This window comes from Staphylococcus sp. 231237_7MaSpsaltlick (assembly GCF_043107035.1).
Genome location: NZ_JBICNX010000116.1, coordinates 1 through 1,482, shown reverse-complemented (window position 1 = coordinate 1,482; position 1,482 = coordinate 1). Strand labels below are relative to the sequence as shown.

Annotated in this window: 3 protein-coding genes; 2 read left to right on the top strand and 1 reads right to left on the bottom strand. The window is 33.2% G+C overall.

The genetic code is table 11. The features are described from left to right. Window positions 1-205 (bottom strand): winged helix-turn-helix transcriptional regulator (locus ACF91D_RS30225; RefSeq protein WP_232198837.1); only part of this gene is annotated, 205 nt, incomplete at its 3' end. Window positions 206-295: 90 nt separating this feature from the next. Here ACF91D_RS30225 and hxlA point away from each other — a divergent pair. Both hxlA and hxlB read left to right on the top strand, forming a co-directional pair. After that, complete coding sequence (hxlA, locus tag ACF91D_RS30220) at window positions 296-928, top strand: 3-hexulose-6-phosphate synthase (protein WP_002508648.1); 633 nt, start codon at window positions 296-298, stop codon at window positions 926-928. Window positions 929-930: 2 nt separating this feature from the next. After that, on the top strand, window positions 931-1,479 hold the full coding sequence (gene hxlB / locus ACF91D_RS30215) for a 6-phospho-3-hexuloisomerase (protein WP_069792839.1): 549 nt from the start codon (window positions 931-933) through the stop codon (window positions 1,477-1,479). Window positions 1,480-1,482: the final 3 nt, after the last annotated feature.

Here is a 1,482-nt window from a genome sequence, read left to right as displayed (position 1 = left end):
TTATCATATCCTTTTCAAGCTCTCTTAATTGTCTAATTAACATTCTTTGATTAATATCAGGTAATTTTTTTTCTAATTCACTCAACCTAAGTACTTCTGATTGTAATAAATGGTAAATAATAGGGATTTTCCACCTACCACCAATTACTGATAAAGCTAAATCTTTAGAAGTGTAAAATAATTTATTATTGTATTCTATTAACAATTTCTTCTCCTCAGTGACATATTTGTCAGTATTGTATTTTCGAATTTATTATACCATAATGAATACATAATATATAGGAGGTAATAACATATGGAATTACAACTAGCAATTGATTTATTGAATAAAGAGGAAGCGACAAAACTTGCGAATAAAGTTAAAGATTATGTAGATATCGTAGAAATTGGTACACCAATCGTTATTAATGAAGGTTTACCAGCGGTTCAACATTTAAATGATAATATAGAAGGCGTAAAAGTACTTGCAGACTTAAAAATTATGGATGCTGCAGACTATGAAGTAAGCCAAGCAGTTAAATTTGGTGCAGACGTAATAACAATTTTAGGTGTTGCTGAAGATGCATCAATTAAAGCAGCAGTTGAAGAAGCACATAAAAGTGGTAAAGAACTGTTAGTAGATATGATTGCAGTCCAAGATTTAGAAAAACGTGCTAAAGAATTAGACGATTTAGGCGCAGACTATATCGCTGTGCATACTGGTTATGACTTACAAGCTGAAGGTCAATCTCCTTTAGAAAGTTTACGTAAAGTTAAATCTGTAATTAGTAATTCTAAAGTAGCAGTTGCAGGTGGTATTAAACCAGATACAATTAAAGATATTGTTTCAGAAAATCCTGATTTAATTATTGTTGGTGGCGGCATTGCAAATGCTGATGACCCTGTAGAAGCTGCTAAACAATGTAGAGCTGCGATTGAAGGAAAATAATGATGACAGAAATCACAAATTATCGTTTAATACTAGATGAAATAGACAACACATTATCACATGTGAAAGACAGTGAAGCCGAAACGTTTTTAAAGCAAATTATTAAAGCAGAGCAAGTTTTTGTATCTGGAAAAGGACGTTCGGGTTTTGTAGCAAATAGTTTTGCGATGAGATTGAATCAGCTTGGGAAGGGTGCACATGTAGTTGGTGAGTCCACTACACCTTCCATTACCGAAAAAGATTTGTTTGTTATCCTTTCTGGCTCAGGTTCGACAGAGCATTTAAGATTATTAGCAGATAAAGCTAAAGCTGTAGGTGCAGAAGTTGTATTATTGTCAACAAATTCAACGTCAAAGATTGGTGAACTTGCAAATGCAGTGATTGAATTACCGGCGGGAACGAAATATGATGCTGAAGGTTCAGCACAACCTCTAGGTAGCTTATTTGAACAAGCATCACAAGTGTTTTTAGATAGTATTGTTTTAGATTTAATGACTGAGATAAACGTTGATGAAGAAACAATGCAGCAAAATCATGCTAATCTGGAATAAAAC

Excerpts from the sequence above, each read along its gene's own strand:
- hxlB (WP_069792839.1), top strand. The coding sequence starts at position 931 with ATGACAGAAATCACAAATTATCGTTTAATACTAGATGAAATAGACAAC.
- hxlA (WP_002508648.1), top strand. The coding sequence starts at position 296 with ATGGAATTACAACTAGCAATTGATTTATTGAATAAAGAGGAAGCGACA.